This window comes from Streptomyces sp. BB1-1-1, from assembly GCF_031597775.1.
Taxonomy (GTDB): domain Bacteria; phylum Actinomycetota; class Actinomycetes; order Streptomycetales; family Streptomycetaceae; genus Streptomyces; species Streptomyces thinghirensis.
The window spans coordinates 2,879,350-2,896,045 of the sequence record NZ_CP134203.1; the positions used below are offsets into that span (position 1 = coordinate 2,879,350).

18 protein-coding genes are annotated in these 16,696 nt (G+C 70.8%); 8 read left to right on the forward strand and 10 right to left on the reverse strand.

Annotation, left to right across the window (positions count from 1 at the left end; translation table 11 throughout):
• Positions 1 to 18 precede the first annotated feature (18 nt).
• Together RI578_RS13185 and RI578_RS13190 are read left to right on the forward strand one after the other, a co-directional pair.
• On the forward strand, positions 19 to 969 hold the full coding sequence (locus RI578_RS13185) for a DUF4097 family beta strand repeat-containing protein (RefSeq protein ID WP_310871267.1): 951 nt from the start codon (positions 19 to 21) through the stop codon (positions 967 to 969).
• Position 970: 1 nt separating this feature from the next.
• A complete protein-coding gene (locus tag RI578_RS13190) occupies positions 971 to 2,038 on the forward strand; it encodes a helix-turn-helix transcriptional regulator (protein WP_310871268.1) in 1,068 nt (355 codons plus the stop codon).
• A 67-nt stretch (positions 2,039 to 2,105) separates the two neighbouring features.
• Here RI578_RS13190 and RI578_RS13195 read toward each other — a convergent pair whose 3' ends face one another.
• The 4 genes from RI578_RS13195 to RI578_RS13210 all read right to left on the reverse strand — a co-directional run bounded on the left by RI578_RS13195 (position 2,106) and on the right by RI578_RS13210 (position 5,495).
• Entirely contained in the window at positions 2,106 to 2,672 is a 567-nt protein-coding gene (locus tag RI578_RS13195; protein WP_310871269.1) for a Clp protease N-terminal domain-containing protein, read from the reverse strand.
• Positions 2,672 to 2,881: a helix-turn-helix domain-containing protein gene (locus RI578_RS13200; RefSeq protein ID WP_121749540.1), complete on the reverse strand. Its 210-nt coding sequence runs from the start codon at positions 2,879 to 2,881 to the stop codon at positions 2,672 to 2,674. The genes RI578_RS13195 and RI578_RS13200 overlap by 1 nt, the downstream gene beginning before the upstream one ends.
• Positions 2,882 to 2,961: 80 nt before the next feature.
• Entirely contained in the window at positions 2,962 to 3,927 is a 966-nt protein-coding gene (locus RI578_RS13205; protein WP_310871270.1) for a zinc-binding dehydrogenase, read from the reverse strand.
• A 338-nt stretch (positions 3,928 to 4,265) separates the two neighbouring features.
• A complete protein-coding gene (locus RI578_RS13210) occupies positions 4,266 to 5,495 on the reverse strand; it encodes an NADP-dependent malic enzyme (RefSeq protein WP_121749164.1) in 1,230 nt (409 codons plus the stop codon).
• A gap of 641 nt (positions 5,496 to 6,136) precedes the next feature.
• Between RI578_RS13210 and RI578_RS13215 the strand changes: the two genes are divergently transcribed.
• Genes RI578_RS13215 through RI578_RS13225 form a run of 3 tightly spaced genes read left to right on the forward strand, consistent with a single transcriptional unit; the run spans position 6,137 to position 8,838 of the window.
• Entirely contained in the window at positions 6,137 to 7,099 is a 963-nt protein-coding gene (locus RI578_RS13215) for an ABC transporter substrate-binding protein (protein ID WP_310871271.1), read from the forward strand.
• Between the two features lie 30 nt (positions 7,100 to 7,129).
• The gene (locus tag RI578_RS13220) at positions 7,130 to 8,080 is read left to right on the forward strand and encodes an amino acid ABC transporter permease (RefSeq protein ID WP_310871272.1); all 951 of its coding nucleotides are present in this window, start codon (positions 7,130 to 7,132) and stop codon (positions 8,078 to 8,080) included.
• Complete coding sequence (locus RI578_RS13225) at positions 8,077 to 8,838, forward strand: amino acid ABC transporter ATP-binding protein (RefSeq protein WP_121749160.1); 762 nt, start codon at positions 8,077 to 8,079, stop codon at positions 8,836 to 8,838. The genes RI578_RS13220 and RI578_RS13225 overlap by 4 nt, the downstream gene beginning before the upstream one ends.
• A 77-nt stretch (positions 8,839 to 8,915) precedes the next feature.
• Here RI578_RS13225 and RI578_RS13230 read toward each other — a convergent pair whose 3' ends face one another.
• Positions 8,916 to 9,695, reverse strand: coding sequence for a class I SAM-dependent methyltransferase (locus RI578_RS13230; RefSeq protein ID WP_310871273.1), 780 nt, complete (start codon positions 9,693 to 9,695; stop codon positions 8,916 to 8,918).
• A 99-nt stretch (positions 9,696 to 9,794) separates the two neighbouring features.
• On the opposite strand from RI578_RS13230, the gene RI578_RS13235 reads away from it, so the two are divergent.
• Positions 9,795 to 10,424, forward strand: a complete 630-nt coding sequence (locus tag RI578_RS13235) for a CGNR zinc finger domain-containing protein (protein ID WP_310871274.1) — start codon at positions 9,795 to 9,797, stop codon at positions 10,422 to 10,424.
• Here the strand turns inward: RI578_RS13235 and sodX are convergent.
• Complete coding sequence (sodX, locus tag RI578_RS13240) at positions 10,328 to 10,765, reverse strand: nickel-type superoxide dismutase maturation protease (protein WP_310871275.1); 438 nt, start codon at positions 10,763 to 10,765, stop codon at positions 10,328 to 10,330. The two genes, RI578_RS13235 and sodX, sit on opposite strands and share 97 nt — an antisense overlap.
• A 145-nt stretch (positions 10,766 to 10,910) precedes the next feature.
• Between sodX and sodN the strand changes: the two genes are divergently transcribed.
• Complete coding sequence (sodN, locus tag RI578_RS13245) at positions 10,911 to 11,306, forward strand: superoxide dismutase, Ni (RefSeq protein ID WP_064729779.1); 396 nt, start codon at positions 10,911 to 10,913, stop codon at positions 11,304 to 11,306.
• 158 nt (positions 11,307 to 11,464) lie between these two features.
• On the opposite strand, the gene RI578_RS13250 is transcribed toward sodN, so the two are convergent.
• The 4 genes from RI578_RS13250 to RI578_RS13265 form a co-directional block, all read right to left on the reverse strand.
• On the reverse strand, positions 11,465 to 12,049 hold the full coding sequence (locus tag RI578_RS13250; RefSeq protein WP_310871276.1) for a dihydrofolate reductase family protein: 585 nt from the start codon (positions 12,047 to 12,049) through the stop codon (positions 11,465 to 11,467).
• Between the two features lie 109 nt (positions 12,050 to 12,158).
• On the reverse strand, positions 12,159 to 12,794 hold the full coding sequence (locus RI578_RS13255) for a GNAT family N-acetyltransferase (RefSeq protein ID WP_310871277.1): 636 nt from the start codon (positions 12,792 to 12,794) through the stop codon (positions 12,159 to 12,161).
• 304 nt (positions 12,795 to 13,098) lie between these two features.
• Positions 13,099 to 14,259, reverse strand: coding sequence for a family 2 encapsulin nanocompartment cargo protein polyprenyl transferase (locus RI578_RS13260; protein WP_310871278.1), 1,161 nt, complete (start codon positions 14,257 to 14,259; stop codon positions 13,099 to 13,101).
• 87 nt (positions 14,260 to 14,346) lie between these two features.
• Entirely contained in the window at positions 14,347 to 15,753 is a 1,407-nt protein-coding gene (locus tag RI578_RS13265; RefSeq protein WP_310871279.1) for a family 2B encapsulin nanocompartment shell protein, read from the reverse strand.
• A 328-nt stretch (positions 15,754 to 16,081) separates the two neighbouring features.
• Between RI578_RS13265 and RI578_RS13270 the strand changes: the two genes are divergently transcribed.
• On the forward strand, positions 16,082 to 16,660 hold the full coding sequence (locus tag RI578_RS13270) for an N-acetylmuramoyl-L-alanine amidase (RefSeq protein WP_310875753.1): 579 nt from the start codon (positions 16,082 to 16,084) through the stop codon (positions 16,658 to 16,660).
• Positions 16,661 to 16,696 lie beyond the last annotated feature (36 nt).

Consider the following 16,696-nt stretch of genomic DNA (forward strand, 5'->3'; position numbering starts at 1 on the left):
GGTCGAGGAGGTCTCACCATGTCCGAGTGGTCCGTCGCGGAGCCCAGGAAACTCACCTTCGACGAGTCCGTGAGCGAGCTCCACGTACGCATCGTCAATGGAACAGTGAACGTCGTGGGCACGGACGAGGGTTCCGCCCGCCTGGAGGTCTCCGAGATCGAGGGACCGCCCCTGGTCGTGACCCACCAGGACGGCGTTCTCACGGTGGCCTACGAGGACCTGCCCTGGAAGGGCTTCCTCAAGTGGCTCGACCGCAAGGGCTGGCGCCGCAGCGCGGTGGTCTCCCTGGCCGTGCCGACCGGCACCCGTGTGGAGGTGGGCGTGGTCAGCGCCGCGGCCGTGGTCTCCGGGCTCGACGGGCGCGCCGAGGTGAAGGGCGTCTCCGGCGACACCACACTGGTGGGCCTCGCGGGCCCGGTCCGCGCCGACACCGTCTCCGGGAGCGTGGAGGCGCAGGCCCTCACCGGAGACCTGCGCTTCAATTCCGTCTCCGGCGACCTGACGGTGGTCGAGGCGGGCTCCTCCGTCCGGGCCGACTCGGTGAGCGGTTCGATGATCGTCGACCTGGACACCGCCGGCGGGCCCACCGACATCAGTCTGACCAGCGTCTCGGGCGAGATCGCCATCCGGCTGCCCCAGCCGGCCGACGCGGAGGTGGAGGCGAACACGGCCAGCGGCACCGTCTCCAGCGCCTTCGAGGACCTCCGGGTGGGCGGACAGTGGGGCGCCAAGCGGATCACCGGCCGGCTCGGCGCGGGCAACGGCCGCCTGAAGGCCACGACGGTCTCCGGCTCGATCGCCCTGCTGCGCCGTCCGGCGGCGGAGGACACACCGTGGGAGCGGGAGCCGCGGGGCACCGGCCCGGCGGACGGCGTACAGGACGACTCGGGGGACAATTCCGCTTCCGGCCGGGACCACGGCGCCGCCGGCGCCCCGGCCGACGGCACGACCGACAAGAAGGTGCTCTGACATGTCCCCCGTCTTCGCCCACGGCCGCCTCCGCCTCTACCTCCTCAAGCTCCTGGACGAGGCCCCGCGCCACGGCTACGAGGTGATCCGGCTCCTCGAAGAGCGCTTCCAGGGGCTGTACGCGCCGTCGGCGGGCACGGTGTACCCGCGCCTGGCCAAGCTGGAGGCCGAGGGCCTGGTCACCCACACCACCGAAGGCGGCCGCAAGGTGTACGCCATCACGGACGCCGGCCGCGCCGAGCTGTCCGACCGCAGTGGTGAACTGGCCGACCTGGAGCTGGAGATCCGGGAGTCGGTGGCCGAGCTCGCCGCCGAGATCCGGGCCGACGTGCGCGGTGCCGCGGGCGATCTGCGCCGGGAGATGCGGGCCGCGGCCGGCGCGGCCCATCGGGGCGCCGGCCCGGGAGCGCACGACGAGGGGAGCGACTCCGCCGCCGGCACCGCGGACACCGACGACAAGGAGGCCTGGCGCGCCGCCAAGGAGGAGATGCGGCGCGTCAAGCAGGAGTGGAAGGAGCAGGCCCGCCGCGCGAAGGACGAGAGCCGCCGCGCCCGGGACGAGGCCCAGCGGGCCCGGCGCCAGGCCAAGGAGGCCCAGGAGCGGGCCCGGGTGCAGGCACAGGAGGAGGTGCAGCGCATCGCCCAGCGGGTCCAGGAACAGGTGCAGGACCACTTCGCGCGGGGCGACTGGCCGACGGGGCTGCGCGAGGGCCTGAGCGAACTGGCCAAGGAGGTCGGCGACTTCGGGAAGGACTTCGGAAAGGAGTTCGGCAAGGACTGGGGCTTCGGCCGCACCGACGCCGACAAGCCCACCCATCGGCCCGAGTACTCCGCCACCCCCGAGGACTTTCCGGCCGGTTACGCTCCGGCCTGGGCCCACGAGGACACCGCGGAGGCCACCGGCGATCCGGCTCGTGACCTCGACCGGCTGCTCGACCGCTTCCGGGACGACATCCGCGACGCGGCCCGGGACCACGGCGTCACCGCCGACCAGCTCCGCGACGCCCGCCTCCACCTGTCGACCGCGGCGGCGCACATCGGGGCGATACTGCGGACGCCGAAGGCCTGAGCCCTCGGGCGCGAGACCCCCGGCCCACCGCCGAAACGCCCTGGCCCGGGGGGGGAGGCCGCACACGTCAGGCGCAGGCCTCACCGGTGCCGCCGCCCAGCACCCTGGTCAGCGACTCGTGGGTCACGCCGTGGTCGGCGAGCACCTCGGCGGGCACACCGGGGCGGACGGTCAGGGCGAGCAGGATGTGCTCGTCCCCGATACTCCGGTCGCGCCGGGCGACGGCGGCCCGCAGAGCCTGCTCCAGCACCTCCTTGGCGCCCTTGCTGAAGCTGCGGTGCTGCCCGGACCACCAACGCCTGCCCGTCCGTTCGCCGGACATCGCGCCGACGCCATGGGCCTCCTCCACCCGGGCGACGATCTCGGAGACGTCGATCCCCAGACCGGCGAGGGCATCGGTCTCCGCCCGCGTCAGCCCGGCCCGGCGCCGTGCCTCCGCCAGGGCCTGCCGTACCGCGTCCTTGCGTTCGCCGGCCCCGAGCGCCGACAGCGCGAAGGAGGCGCGGCTGCCCTCACGGTCCAGCAGGGCGAGCAGCAAGTGCTCGGCGTCGACGGTCCGCGCCCGCGCCCCTCCGGCGTGCTCGACCGCCCCCTGCACCACGGCCCGGGCATCCTTCGTGAATCGCTCGAACATCAATGCCTCCCGTACTTCTTGTGCACGGCCTGCCTGCTGACTCCGAGTTCCGTGGCGATCTCCTGCCACGACCACCCCTGATTGCGCGCGCTGCGCACCTGCACCGCCTCCAGCTGCTCCAGCAGCATCCGCAATGCGGCGACGGCCCGCAGCCCGACCCGGGGGTCGCGATCACCGGCACGCGCGGCGAGATCGGTTGCTTCACTCATGGTGTCAACATAGGTTGACACCCCGGATCGTGTCAACAGTGGTTGACGCGATCCGGGGTGTCGGAGGCGCGGAGAACGCGTCAGGAGCCGCTGAGCACGATCTTGCCGAACTGCCCTCCGGAGGCCATCCGCTCGAAGCCCTCGCGGGCCCGGTCCATCGGAAGCACCTCGTCGATGACGGGACGCACACCGGTCGCGGCACAGAAGGAGAGCAGGTCCTCCAACTCGTCCTTGGTGCCCATCGTGGAGCCGACGATCTTGAGCTCCAGGAAGAAGACCCGGGTCAGCTCGGCGTGGGAGGGCCGGTCGCCACTGGTGGCGCCGGAGATGACGAGCGTGCCCCCCGGACGCAGCGACTTCACCGAGTGGGACCAGGTCGCGGCGCCCACGGTCTCGATGACGGCGTCGACCCGCTGCGGCAGCCGCGCGCCCGGCTCGACGGCCTCCACGGCGCCCAGCTCCAGGGCGCGCTTCCGCTTGGCCTCGTCCCGGCTGGTGGCGAAGACCCGCAGTCCCGCCGCCTTGCCGAGCACGATCGCTGCCGTGGCGACCCCGCCGCCGGCGCCCTGGACGAGCACCGAGTCACCGGGACGCACCCCGGCGTTGGTGAACAGCATCCGGTACGCCGTCAGCCAGGCGGTCGGCAGGCAGGCCGCCTCCTCGAAGGAGAGCTCCTTCGGCTTGGGCAGGATGTTCCAGGTCGGCACGGCGACCTGCTCGGCGAACGTCCCCTGGTAGCGCTCCGTGAGGATCGAGCGGGGCTCCTTCGGGCCGACGCCATGACCGGTCTGACCGATCACGGAGTGCAGGACGACCTCGTTGCCGTCCTCGTCGACACCGGCGGCGTCACAGCCGAGGATCATCGGCAGCCGGTCCTCCGGGAGGCCGACGCCGCGCAGGGACCACAGGTCGTGGTGGTTGAGGGAGGCGGCCCTGACATCGACGACACTCCAGCCGGGCCGGGCCTCGGGAGCGGGACGCTCTCCCAACTCCAGGCCGGTCAGCGGCTGGTCGCGGTCGATTCGGGCGGCATAGACAGCGAACATGACCTTGACGATAGGTTCCCGACCCGCCAACCGGAACCACGACGCCCTGTGACACACACCCTCTTGCCACCGCCCCGCCCCGCTGCGAGCAATCATGCCGCCCCAGCTGCGGGCAGTCGTGCCGCGTAGCTGCGGGCAGTCGTGCCGCTGGGGCGGCACGGGTGGGCGCAGCGGCACCCCGCAACGCCGGGCCGCGCACCCACCCCCGCCCGACACCAACGCCGCCCACCCGAAAAGCGAACGGCCCCGCCCACCAAGGACGAGGCCGCACACCACACACCGCATCACACCGTCACCGGCGCGACATTCCCACCGTCACCGGCGCGACGCTCCCACCGTCACCGGCGCGCGACCCCTTCCGCCCGAGCCGCCGCCGCCACCGCAGCCGTAACCGCCGGCGCGACCCGCTCGTCGAAGGGCGACGGGATGACGTAGTCCGCGGCGAGGTCGTCCCCCACCACGGAGGCCAGCGCCTCCGCCGCCGCGAGCTTCATGCCCTCGGTGATCCGGGACGCCCGCACCTGCAGCGCGCCCGCGAAGATGCCCGGGAACGCCAGCACGTTGTTGATCTGGTTCGGGAAGTCCGAGCGCCCCGTCGCGACGACCGCCGCGTACTTGTGGGCGACCTCCGGGTGCACCTCGGGGTTCGGGTTGGCCATCGCGAAGACGAAGGCGCCCTTCGCCATCGAGGCGACCGCCGGCTCCGGCACCGTACCGCCGGAGACGCCGATGAAGACGTCGGCGCCGGACAGGGCGGCCTCCAGGGAGCCGGACAGCCCCGCCTTGTTGGTGAAGGAGGCCACTTCCCGCTTGACCGGGGTCAGGTCGTCCCGGTCGGCGGAGACGACACCCTTGCGGTCGGCGACCGCGACGTCCCCGATGCCGGCCTCGACCAGCATCTTGGCGATGGCGACACCGGCCGCGCCCGCGCCCGAGATCACGGCACGCAGCTCGCCCAGCGTCCGCCCGCTCAGCCGCGCCGCGTTCCGCAGTGCCGCCAGCGTCACGACCGCCGTGCCGTGCTGGTCGTCGTGGAAGACCGGGATGTCGAGGCGCTCCTGGAGCTTGCGCTCGATCTCGAAGCACCTCGGCGCCGAGATGTCCTCCAGGTTCACGCCGCCGAAGGAGGGCGCGAGCCGCACCACCGTCTCGACGATCTCGTCGGCGTCCGTGCAGTCGAGCGCGATCGGGACCGCGTCCACACCGCCGAACTGCTTGAACAGGATCGCCTTCCCCTCCATCACCGGAAGGGAGGCTTCGGGCCCGATGTCCCCGAGGCCCAGAACGGCCGTACCGTCCGTCACGACCGCCACGACCGACGACTTCCAGGTGTAGTCGTGGACGAGGTCGGGCTGCTCGGCGATCGCGCTGCACACTTTCGCGACGCCGGGCGTGTACGCCAGGGACAGGTCGTCCTTGTCGCGGACCGGCACGGTGGCCTGCACGGCCATCTTGCCGCCGCGGTGCAGCGCGAACGCGGGGTCGAAGGAGTCGAGGGGCTCGGCGCCCGCCTCCTGCTCCGTACTGGCGTCGCTGTCGCTGCGAGGATTGACGATCTCCGCTGCCACTTTGTCTTACCCCTTAAGAGTTCATGGTTTGAGGGTTTGTCCACTCCTGGTGAGGAATGGGCGGGCACCGCGCAGGAGGATGGCCGTTGGGACCACGTGGGCCCTGCGCGACGGGCGCGCCGCACACGCGCCCTGAGCCCCTGATGAGGGGTGTAAAGAACCTTCTTACCCGACGGACACCCACCGCGACGAGTCCGATAAGGGCAAGCTCACATGTCGGACCTCGGACGCCGCATGCCGGTGACATGGCTCATACCCGGGGATCCGGACAACTTCCCCTCAGCCCTTGACAGGCCCGGAGAACGGGCTTTCAACAGCCGCGCACGCCACCGAACCGTGCCCGTATACCGAGGAATGCCGAAGATCTTTCGGCCGGAAGGGCGGATTCCCGTAAAGGTTCGGTCGTGATGTACCGACCTGGTGCGGTTCGGGGGGTCACCCGTTATCCGATTTTGACATGACGTCCCCCCTGAATGGCCGAGTCCGAATGGCAAGATGCCGTAATCACACGAGGTCGCGACACTCGAAGGCGTGTGCTCTCGTCGACCCACCGCGCCTGCCGGTCCCCCGGTCGGCGTCCCGTCTTACCGGAACTCCACCGTCCCCATCGGCATCTCCTTTCATCCGCCGGAGGAACCACCATGACCGCAAGCTCCACCCGTCGTACGACCGCCGCGCACTCCCGGCTAGCAGCGGTCGGTGCGATCGCGGTCGCAGGCGCCCTGCTGCTCACCGGATGCGGCGACCAGACCGAGAACAGCGACTCCGGCGGCAGCGACAACCAGTCCGCGGCGGGCGCCCCGCTGGCCGACAAGCTGCCCCAGTCCGTCCGCGACAAGGGCGTCATCAAGGTCGGCTCCGACATCGCCTACGCCCCGGTCGAGTTCAAGGACAAGTCCGGCGAGACGGTCGGCATCGACCCGGACCTCGCGGACGCCATGGGCAAGCAGCTCGGCGTGAAGTTCGAGTTCGAGAACGGCACCTTCGACACCCTGATCACCGGTCTGCGCTCCAAGCGGTACGACATCGCCATGTCCGCGATGACCGACACCAAGGACCGCCAGGAGGGCATCGACTCGGACACCGGCAAGAAGGTCGGCCAGGGCGTCGACTTCGTGGACTACTTCACCGCCGGTGTCTCGATCTACACCAAGAAGGGCGACGACCAGGGCATCAAGACCTGGTCCGACCTGTGCGGCAAGAAGCTCGTGCTGCAGCGCGGCACGGTCTCCGAGGACCTCGCCAAGGCCGAGAACGAGAAGTGCCCGGCCGGCAAGAAGATCTCCATGGAGGCCTTCGACAACGACCAGCAGGCCCAGACCCGCCTGCGCGCGGGCGGCGCCGACGCCGGTTCCTCCGACTTCCCGGTCGCCGCGTACGCGGTGAAGACCTCGGGCGGCGGCAAGGACTTCCAGATCGTCGGCGAGCAGGTCGAGGCCGCGCCGTACGGCATCGCGGTCGCCAAGGACAACACGCAGCTGCGGGACGCCCTGAAGGCGGCGCTGGACGCGGTGATCGCCAACGGTGAGTACAAGAAGGTCCTCGACAAGTGGGGCGTGGCGGAAGGTGCCGTCACGGAGGCCACCATCAACGGCGGCAAGTGACCGCGCGGCGGGCACTGAAAGGCAACATCCGTGACTGTTGACATCGACAAGACGGCGGGCGGCCCGGCCGACACCCCGCCGGCCGGACCGGAGGCCATCAAGGCCATCCCGGTCCGGCACTACGGGCGGTACGTATCCGCGGTCGTCGCGATCGCGCTGCTGGCCGCCGTCGTCTACGCGTTCTCCCAGGGCAAGATCAACTGGGCTGCGATCCCGGACTACTTCTTCGACGACCGCATCCTGACGGGCATGGGCAAGACGCTCCTGATCACCGTCCTGGCGATGCTGATCGGCGTCTTCGGCGGCATCATGCTCGCCGTGATGCGGCTGTCGAAGAACCCGGTGACCTCGTCCATCGCGTGGTTCTACATCTGGTTCTTCCGCGGCACGCCCGTCCTGGTGCAGCTGGTCGTCTGGTTCAACCTCGGCCTGGTCTTCGAGTACATCAACCTCGGCCCGTTCTACCGCGACGAGTGGTCGGACTTCATGACGCCGTTCCTGACGGCGCTGCTCGGTCTCGGTCTGAACGAGGCCGCGTACATGGCGGAGATCTGCCGCGCCGGTCTGCTCGCGGTCGACGAGGGCCAGACGGAGGCGGCGCACGCGCTCGGCATGAGCCACACCAAGACGCTGCGCCGGATCGTGGTGCCGCAGGCGATGCGCGTGATCGTGCCGCCGACGGGCAACGAGGTCATCAACATGCTGAAGACGACCTCACTGGTGTCGGTCGTCCAGTACGCCGAGTTGTTCAGGGTCGCCCAGGACATCGGCCAGACCTCCGGCGCCCCGGCCGAGATGCTGTTCCTGGCGGCGGCCTGGTACCTGCTGCTGACCTCGGTCTTCAGCGTCGGCCAGTACTACCTGGAGCGCTACTACGCCCGCGGCTCCAGCCGCAGCCTGCCGGCGACCCCGATGCAGAAGATCAGGGCGAACCTGCTGTCCCTGTCGAACCGCTCCAGCACGACGGGAGGTGCGGCATGACCGCCATGGTCAAGGCCGAAGGCGTCCACAAGTCCTTCGGCGCGGTCGAGGTCCTCAAGGGCATCGACCTGGAGGTGAAGCAGGGTGAGGTGTTCTGCCTCATCGGCCCCTCGGGCTCGGGCAAGTCGACCTTCCTGCGCTGCATCAACCACCTGGAGAAGATCAACGCCGGGCGGCTGTACGTCGACGGCCAACTGGTCGGCTACCGCCAGAAGGGCGACAAGCTCTACGAGCTGAAGGACAGCGAGGTCGCGGTCAAGCGCCGGGACATCGGCATGGTCTTCCAGCGCTTCAACCTGTTCCCGCACATGACGGCGCTGGAGAACGTCATGGAGGCGCCGGTCCAGGTCAAGGGCGTGAGCAAGGCCCAGGCCAGGGACCGCGCGCGCCAGCTCCTGGAGCGCGTGGGCCTGGGCGACAAGGCCGGCAACTACCCCTCGCAGCTCTCCGGCGGCCAGCAGCAGCGCGTCGCCATCGCGCGGGCCCTCGCCATGGACCCGAAGCTGATGCTGTTCGACGAGCCGACCTCGGCTCTCGACCCGGAGCTGGTCGGCGATGTCCTCGACGTCATGCGCGACCTCGCCGAGTCCGGTATGACGATGGTCGTCGTCACCCACGAGATGGGCTTCGCCCGCGAGGTCGGCGACAGCCTGGTCTTCATGGACGACGGCGTGGTGGTCGAGTCGGGCAATCCGCGCGACGTCCTGACCGACCCGCAGCACGAGCGGACGAAGGCGTTCCTGTCCAAGGTTCTCTGATCGAAGAGCCTCTGACAGGGGTGGTCGCGGGGAGGGGCGGTGCGGGTGACCCGTACCGCCCCTCCCCGCGTTGGCCGCTACTTCAGCGCCAGCAGCAAGGTGTCCGACGGCGAGCACCACACCGGCCGCACCTCGCCGAAGCCCTTCTCGCGCAGCACGCGCGCGTGCCACGCCGCCGAGGGCATGTCGCCGTCGGCGTGCTCCCCGTAGATCTCGAAGCGGCGGGCCGTGGGTCCGGCGAGGACCGGGTCCTTGGCGGCGAGCTGCCACCATTCGGCCCAGTCGAGCGCGCCGTCGCGCTTGGCCCTCTCCATCTGCGCGTGCCGCTGGGCGCGCTCGGCCGCGTTGATCCGCGGCGTCGTCTCGTCGATCATGTGGTCCGCGTTCATGAAGACACCGCCGTCGCGGACCAGATCCGCGACCCGACCGTAGAGGGCCGCGAGGGGTTCGGCGTGGAACCAGTGCAGGGCCGTGGCGGTCAGGACGGCGTCGTAGGAGTCGTACGGCAGCCGCGCCGTCCAGTCGGGGTCCTTGAGGTCGGCGGTGACCAGGGAGACCCGTTCGTCGCCCGCGAAGGTGCCCTCGGCGATGGCGAGGAGCGCCGGGTCGAGGTCCACGCCGGTGCTGGTGGCCTCCGGGAACCGTTCGAGCAGCCGGGCCGTGATGGTCCCGGTGCCGCAGGCCAGGTCGAGCACGCGCGGTGCGCGGCCGACCAGGGCCTCGACCATGTCCAGCATGGTCCGGAAGCGTTCCTCGCGGTCCGGCATGTACCACTCCTGCTGCCGGTCCCAGCTGACCTGCCAGGCGTGCCAGTCGGCGGCGGGCGTGGTGGTAGTGGTGGTCTCCGCGTCCGTCATCGAGCCCCTCCATCGCATGCGTACGTAATACCCTGGAACCACGATCAGCTGTTACCTGATCGCAGGCACGACCATAGAGCCCCTTCGTAAGGACTACAAGTGGAACTGGCCTATTACTCGGATTACGCCGTACGCCTCGTCAACACCGAGGAACCGGCCCGGGGACAGGACTCACTGACCTCGGTGGAGGCCGTCCGCGAGCTCTTCGGCGCCAACCAGTCGGCGGGCCGGCGCGCCACGGACGCCGACGTGACCCGGTTCCGTTCGGTCCGGGGACGGTTGCGCGCGGTCTTCGAGGCGGCCGACGGCGGCGACGAGACCCTCGCCGTGGACCTCCTGAACTCGCTCCTGCTGGAGTTCCCGGTGAGCCCGCAGATCTCCGGGCACGACCACCGCGACGACGACGGCAGCCCGCTGTGGCACATGCACCTGGCGGACCACCCGTCCAACGCGACCGCCGGTTTCGCCGCCATCGCGGCGATGGGGCTGGCCTTCCACCTCACCGAGTACGGCGTGGACCGCCTGGGCCTGTGCGAGGCGGCCCCCTGCCGCAACGCCTACCTGGACACCTCCACCAACCGCTCCCGGCGCTACTGCTCGGACCGCTGCGCCACCCGCGCCAACGTGGCGGCCTACCGCGCCCGCAAGCGCCTGGCGGCGGACCGGTCGGTCAGCACCGGCCTGAGCGCCGACAGCGCCCAGCGGACCACGGCGAACGGCGAGCGCTGACCCGGCCTCAGCGGCCGGTACCGCAGCCGCGCCCTGCCGAGCACGAGCTCCTGGGGGACGGCCCCGTAGTCGGTGCTGTCCCCGCCGGCGAACGCGTTGTCCCCGAGCACCCACCAGCCGGCCCCGCGCCGCTCGACGGCCCGCTTGACCACGAGCAGGTCCTGCTGGAAGGGGTGCCGCAGGACGACCACGTCACCGGGCCTGACCCTGGCTCCCCAGTGCACCAGGAGTACGTCCCCGTGGTGCAGCGTGGGCACCATCGACGGCCCGGTCACCTCGGCCGGTCCGAAGGGCAACGTCCCTCTCGCGCGTTCGGTCTCCTGCGACAGCTGCTCCGGCATGACCCGGCACCTCCCCGGTCTTTCCTCCACCAGTCTCAGTCTCACCCCGGACTTTTGTCCTAAGCCCACGGGGGCACTCGCGAAAACGGGCCTCCCAGGGAGTAATGTCCCCCCTGAGAAGACGATCACGAGGAAGGAACGCTCCATGCTTTCCCGCCTGTTTGCCCCCAAGGTCACGGTCAGCGCCCACTGCGACCTGCCCTGCGGCGTGTACGACCCGGCCCAGGCCCGCATCGAGGCGGAGTCGGTGAAGGCCGTCCAGGAAAAGATGGCCGGCAACGACGACCCGCACTTCCAGGCCCGCGCCACGGTCATCAAGGAGCAGCGCGCCGAGCTCGCGAAGCACCACGTGTCCGTGCTGTGGAGCGACTACTTCAAGCCCCCGCACTTCGAGAAGTACCCGGAGCTGCACCAGCTGGTCAACGACACCCTGAAGGCCCTCTCGGCCGCCAAGGGCTCGACCGACCCGGCGACCGGCCAGAAGGCCCTGGACTACATCGCCCAGATCGACAAGATCTTCTGGGAGACCAAGAAGGCCTGACGCCCGGTCAGCACTCGGGAGCCGGCGATCGGTGCACCATCGCAGGCCCACGGAACAGCCCCGAGGGGCCCGGCCGCCATCGCGGCCGGGCCCCTTCGGCATTCCCGTGGCCGGCGGGCCGGACCACCGCATGCTCCCAGCGTAGAGCGGGTGACGGCTCAGCGCTTCCTGCTGTACGTCCGGACCACGGCGCCGTTGCCGAAGGCCCGCACCGACTCCTGGACGAACTCCGAGACCTGGAACCCGGAGCCGAACATCGGCATGCCCGTGCCCAGCACCACCGGGTAGGTCTTGATGACCAGCTCGTCGATCTCGTCGATCAGCTCGCCGGCGACGACCGATCCGCCGCACAGGTAGATGCCGAAGGCGCTGTCCTCCGCCTTCAGTTCGCGGACCGTGCCGACCAGGTCCGCCGGGATGATCTCGACGTTCGGGTCGGGCGACTCCGTGAGCGTGCGCGAGGCGACGTACTCACGCAGATGGGCGTACGGGCTGGTGATGCCCTCCTTCAGGGCCAGGTCGTAGCTGCTCCTGCCCTGGACGATCGTGTCGAACCGCTTGTTCGGCAGGTCGTCGATCCCGAGGTGCCGGCGGCCGGGGGTCGGCAGCGTCTCCGGATACTCCGACTTCAGGAACTCGAGGAACTCCTCGTCGACGAACGGCACCATGAAGGACGCGTCGCCGTCCGGGCCGCCGATGAAGCCGTCGATCGAGCAGGCGATGAAGTACGTGAGCTTGCGCAAACCGGTCTCCTTCGTTTCAACCACTCCAGTTATAGTACTCCATGCGTAGTGGTTCAAGTGAGTTTTCGATCCCGCGTGAGTTTTCGATTCTCGGAGCAGCGGGCGGCGGTCAGGCGGTAGCCGGCGGCCGCGGCTCGCGCCACATCGGCCACATCCGCGGGCCGTCCGGCAGGTCGAGGGCGCGGCCGGTGAACTCGAAGCCGAGACGTTCGTACAGCCGCCGGCCGCGGGCGCTGCTGGCCTCCAGGTAGGCGGGCAGCCCCTCGCGGTCGCAGCGGTCGAGGACCGACTCGACGAGCGCGGTGCCCAGGCCCTCGCCCTGCCGTCCGGGGGTGACGCCGATCATCCACAGATACTCGTGGGCCCGGCCGGAGGGGTGGATATCGTCCGTCAGCCGGGCTATCAGTTCCACGCGCTCGTTCTCCGGGTCGACGGCCTCCCGCACCTGGGCGGGGCCGTCGTCGGCACCCTCGCGGTGATCCTCGCCGGACTCGTCGCCGGTCTGCCCGTCCGCCGGCACGGGCAGCCACAGCGCGCAGGCCGCGCCGTCCTCGGTGAGATCGATACGCCCGTCGGCGAGCACGGCGTCGGTGAAGGCCGCCATGAGCCGGTGGTGGGTCCGGCGGCGGTACTCCGCATCGGGAAACACCCAGCTGCTCACCGGATCGTCCTGGAAGGCCTCGTCCAGCAGCCGCACGACCAGCTCCCGGTCGCCCTCCCCCGCCGTCCGGATCACCACACCCATGTCCCGCCCACCCTTTCGACTCAACACCGTCCGTGCGTACGGCGGTTGAGCCTAGCCGCTGGGTTCCTCGGCCGATGGGCGGTGCTCCCGGTCGTGCGCCGGAAAGGAAAAGGGGGCGGGCCCCGCACACCGTGGGGAAGTGCGGGGCCCGCCGGACCGGAGCCCTCGGCGGTGCGGCCGTACGTCGGTCAGGTCCGTACGGCCCGGCACGGGCTCCGGGGTCTTGCTTCGCGGCCACCGGTCACTGAGCGGTGATCGCCGGTCGCCGGTAGCCGCGCGGCCGCCGATGCGGCCCGGGTAACCGTCAGGTGCTGCGCCGGGTCACGAACTCGGCCAGCGCGAGGAGGCCGCCCGCCGCCTCCGGGTCGGGCACGGCGCGGGCCAGTTCCTGCATGGCCCTCGCCATCCGGTCGGCCGCCTGGGCCTGTGCCCAGTCCCGGCCGCCCGCCCGCTCCACGGCCAGTGCGGCGCGCTCCAGGTCCTCCTTGCCCTCGTCGTACGGCGCCGCGTACAACTCGGCGAGCTCGGCGGCGGCCGGGGTGCCGGAGGTCAGGGCCGCGACCACGGGCAGCGACTTCTTGCGGGCGGCCAGGTCCGCGCCGGCCGGCTTGCCGGTACGGCGCGGGTCGCCCCATATGCCGATGACGTCGTCGATGAGCTGGAAGGCGAGGCCCGCCTCGCGGCCGAAGGCGTCCAGTGCCTCGACGTCCTCGGCGGCGGCCCCCGCGTACAGCGCGCCGAGTGCGCAGGCGCATCCCAGCAGGGCGCCCGTCTTGGCCTCGGCCATGGCGAGCGTCTCGTCGAGAGTGACCTCGCCCGGGGCGCGCCGCTCCATCGCCGTGTCCGCGTGCTGCCCCTCGCACAGTTCGACGACGCAGTCGGCGAGCCGGGCGGCCGCCGCCGCGGACGCCGGGTGCGGGTCGGCGGCGAGCAGCCGCAGGGCGAGTGCCTGGAGGGCGTCCCCCGCGAGGATCGCGTCGGCGTCGCCGAACACGGTCCACGCGGTCGGCCGGTGGCGCCGGGTGGCGTCACGGTCCATCACGTCGTCGTGCAGCAACGTGAAGTTGTGAACCAGTTCCACCGCCGCCGCGGCCCGCGCCGCCGCCGTCCGGGCCCCGGGCCCGCCGAGCGCGGCGGCCGAGGTGAGGACGAGCGCGGGGCGGATCGCCTTGCCCGCGTTGCCCGCCGCGGGCGTGCCGTCCGCGTGCTGCCAGCCGAAGTGGTAGAGCGCGATCCGGCGCATCGAGGCGGGCAGGGACGCGATGGCGGACCGCAGTTCGGGGTCGACCGACGCCCGGGACTCACGCAGGAGCACGGCCGCCTCGTGTCCGTCGGCCCCCGCCGGCCCCTGCCCGTCGGGCGACGTCCCCGGCTCCTTCTCCCGCTGTGTGCCGATGGGCCCGTGCCTTTCCAGCGTTCCGGTGGGGCGACGCGTATCGGCGGCGCCGTGCCGAGCCTCCGTCATGGACTCACCTCCCCCATACGCCCGCCTCCGTACCCCCGGGGTGTACCCGCCCGGGAGGGCGGGAACACGGCGTTCGGGAGACTGGCGTCACTGCCAGCGGCCGATCTCGACGTTCTCCAGCACGCCGAGCGCGTCCGGTACGAGGACGGCGGCCGAGTAGTAGGCCGTGACCAGGTACTTGATGATGGCCTGCTCGTTGATGCCCATGAAGCGCGCCGACAGACTCGGCTCGATCTCGTCCGGGATGCCGGTGGCGCGCAGACCGATGACGCCCTGGTCCTGCTCGCCGGTACGCATCGCGATGATCGAGGACGTACGGGCCTCGGTGACCGGGATCTTGTTGCACGGGTAGATCGGCACACCGCGCCAGGTCGGGATGCGGTTGCCCGCGATGTCGATGGTCTCGGGGACGAGTCCGCGCCTGTTGAGCTCGCGTCCGATCGCGGCGATCGCACGCGGGTGGGCGAGGAGCAGCTTGGTGCCGCGCCGGCGGCTGAGCAGCTCGTCCAGGTCGTCCGGACCGGGCACGCCGTCGTGCGGCTGGATCCGCTGGTCGTACTCGCAGTTGTGCAGGAGGCCGAACTCGCGGTTGTTGACGAGCTCGTGCTCCTGACGCTCCTTCAGCGCCTCGACGGTCAGCCGGAGCTGCTGCTCGGTCTGGTTCATCGGCTGGTTGTAGAGGTCGGCCACGCGCGAGTGGATGCGCAGCACGGTCTGGGCGACGCTCAGTTCGTACTCACGGGGCCGGGCCTCGTAGTCGACGAAGGTGTGCGGGATGTCCGGCTCGCCGCTGTGGCCGGCGGAGAGGTCGATGGCCTTCTCGCCCTGCTTGTTGGTGCGCTGCTGGGGGATCGAGCGCCGCTCCTCCAGGTGCGTGCGCAGGGATTCGGCGCGCTCCGCGACCTGCTCCACCTCCTGACGGGGCAGCACCAGCACCGTGCAGGCGGTGACCGTGCGGGCGGTGTACTCCCAGATGGCGTCCCCGTCGAGCAGCGCCTGGTCGCCGAAGTAGGACCCGTCGGCCAGGACGCCGAGCACCGCGTCGTCGCCGTAGGGGCCGGTGCCGACCTTCTCCACCTTGCCGTGGGCCAGCAGGTAGACCTCGTCGGCCTGGCCGCCGAACGAGGCGATGACCTCGCCGGGGCCGAATTCGCGCTGCTCACAGCGTTGCGCGAGTTCCGCGAGCACCTCCTCGTCCTCGTACGACCGCAGGGCCGGCAGCTCGCCCAGTTCGGCGGGGATGACCTCGACCCGGTCGCCGGTCTTCACGAACGTCACCCGGCCGTCGCCGACGGCGAAGGTCATGCGCCGGTTCACCCGGTACGTGCCGCCCTGGATGTCCACCCATGGGAGCGTGCGCAGCAGCCAGCGGGAGCTGATCTCCTGCATCTGAGGAACGGACTTGGTCGTGGTGGCCAGGTTCCGCGCGGCCGCCGTGCCGAGGCTCTGCTGCGGCCTGGCCTGCTCGGTGCGGACCTCTTCGCCTACCGACATAAGGAATTGCCCTCCCGGTCATGCCGGACGGCTACGCCCGGCATCGATGTGCGTGGACCAGCCTTCCTCACGGAGCGTGCCGGTGCTATTACCCGAAAGAGCGGGAATGGATCACCTCCGGCCGGGGCAGGCATGGGTGCTTCTTCGGTTTCTCGGCGTCTTGTCCCGCCCTGTTCAGCGCTGCTGTCCGGGACGAGATTGTCCGGATCGGATCGCACACGGACCGAACAAGTACCAGGGAGCGCTCCGTTTCGGTACAAGCACCGTACGAGGCGGTCGCGTCGGGCGGTCGTCGCGCAGCGTGAAGGAGCCGGCCGTGGCCTCACCCATGTCCGCGAGCAGTTTCCTCAAGGCACTGAAGGCGGAGGGCCTCACCGTCGTCCAGGTCGGCGACTGGCGGGACCACAACCGCAACCACAAGGGTCCCTGGGGGCCGGTGCACGGCGTGATGATCCACCACACGGTCACCAAGGGCAGCGCGCGGACCGTGGAGATCTGCCGCAAGGGTTACGAGGGCCTGCCGGGACCGCTGTGCCACGGGGTCATCACCAAGGACGGCAAGGTCCACCTGGTCGGGTACGGCCGGGCCAACCACGCCGGGCTCGGCGACGACGACGTCCTGCGCGCGGTGATCGCCGAGAAGGGACTGCCCCGGGACAACGAGTCGAACACGGACGGTAACCGCCACTTCTACGGCTTCGAGTGCGAGAATCTGGGCGACGGCGCCGATCCCTGGCCGGCGGCACAGCTGGAGGCGATCGAGCGGGCCGCCGCCGCGGTCTGCCGGCACCACGGGTGGAACGAACGATCCGTCATCGGCCACCTCGAATGGCAGCCGGGGAAGGTGGACCCGCGCGGTTTCACCATGGCGTCGATGCGTGGGCGGATCCGGGACCGGCTGAAGTGACGTGTCCGCCGCGCGCGGCGGCGGGACAATGGCGGG

Excerpts from the sequence above, each read along its gene's own strand:
- RI578_RS13185 (WP_310871267.1), top strand. The coding sequence starts at position 19 with ATGTCCGAGTGGTCCGTCGCGGAGCCCAGGAAACTCACCTTCGACGAG.
- RI578_RS13225 (WP_121749160.1), top strand. The coding sequence starts at position 8,077 with ATGACCGCCATGGTCAAGGCCGAAGGCGTCCACAAGTCCTTCGGCGCG.
- RI578_RS13230 (WP_310871273.1), bottom strand. The coding sequence starts at position 9,695 with ATGACGGACGCGGAGACCACCACTACCACCACGCCCGCCGCCGACTGG.
- sodN (WP_064729779.1), top strand. The coding sequence starts at position 10,911 with ATGCTTTCCCGCCTGTTTGCCCCCAAGGTCACGGTCAGCGCCCACTGC.
- sodX (WP_310871275.1), bottom strand. The coding sequence starts at position 10,765 with ATGCCGGAGCAGCTGTCGCAGGAGACCGAACGCGCGAGAGGGACGTTG.
- RI578_RS13255 (WP_310871277.1), bottom strand. The coding sequence starts at position 12,794 with ATGGGTGTGGTGATCCGGACGGCGGGGGAGGGCGACCGGGAGCTGGTC.
- RI578_RS13200 (WP_121749540.1), bottom strand. The coding sequence starts at position 2,881 with ATGAGTGAAGCAACCGATCTCGCCGCGCGTGCCGGTGATCGCGACCCC.
- RI578_RS13270 (WP_310875753.1), top strand. The coding sequence starts at position 16,082 with ATGTCCGCGAGCAGTTTCCTCAAGGCACTGAAGGCGGAGGGCCTCACC.
- RI578_RS13215 (WP_310871271.1), top strand. The coding sequence starts at position 6,137 with ATGACCGCAAGCTCCACCCGTCGTACGACCGCCGCGCACTCCCGGCTA.
- RI578_RS13205 (WP_310871270.1), bottom strand. The coding sequence starts at position 3,927 with ATGTTCGCTGTCTATGCCGCCCGAATCGACCGCGACCAGCCGCTGACC.
- RI578_RS13190 (WP_310871268.1), top strand. The coding sequence starts at position 971 with ATGTCCCCCGTCTTCGCCCACGGCCGCCTCCGCCTCTACCTCCTCAAG.
- RI578_RS13265 (WP_310871279.1), bottom strand. The coding sequence starts at position 15,753 with ATGTCGGTAGGCGAAGAGGTCCGCACCGAGCAGGCCAGGCCGCAGCAG.
- RI578_RS13260 (WP_310871278.1), bottom strand. The coding sequence starts at position 14,259 with ATGACGGAGGCTCGGCACGGCGCCGCCGATACGCGTCGCCCCACCGGA.
- RI578_RS13195 (WP_310871269.1), bottom strand. The coding sequence starts at position 2,672 with ATGTTCGAGCGATTCACGAAGGATGCCCGGGCCGTGGTGCAGGGGGCG.